General features: G+C 31.7%; 1 protein-coding gene. It reads left to right on the top strand.

Features of this window, described 5'->3' with window-relative positions; translation table 11 throughout:
- Window positions 1-2: 2 nt before the first annotated feature.
- Window positions 3-308, top strand: a complete 306-nt coding sequence (cadX, locus tag HMPREF2795_RS08480) for a Cd(II)/Zn(II)-sensing metalloregulatory transcriptional regulator CadX (protein WP_261675858.1) — start codon at window positions 3-5, stop codon at window positions 306-308.
- Window positions 309-325: the final 17 nt, after the last annotated feature.

The following is a 325-nucleotide window of genomic DNA, read 5'->3' as shown; positions in this document are numbered from 1 at the left end:
TTATAAATCAACAAAATGTTACAACCGCAACGAACTACCTTGAAAAGGAAAAAGTCCAAAAATCACTTCGCATTTTATCAAAATTTACCAATAATAAACAGATAAATATCATCTTTTATCTCCTTGCTGTTGAAGAACTCTGTGTCTGCGATATAGCCTGTTTACTAAATCTCAGTATGGCATCTGCCTCCCACCATCTTCGTAAACTAGCCAATCAAAACATCTTGGATACTAGAAGAGAGGGGAAAATTATATATTATTTTATAAAAGATGAGGAAATCAGAGAGTTTTTTAATCAACTAGGATAACAACTATTTTTACTACT

This window comes from Streptococcus sp. HMSC056C01 (genome assembly GCF_001811305.1).
Classification (GTDB): domain Bacteria; phylum Bacillota; class Bacilli; order Lactobacillales; family Streptococcaceae; genus Streptococcus.
The sequence above is the reverse complement of the archived record's forward strand: the minus strand, read 5'-3'. Positions and strand labels throughout refer to the sequence as shown.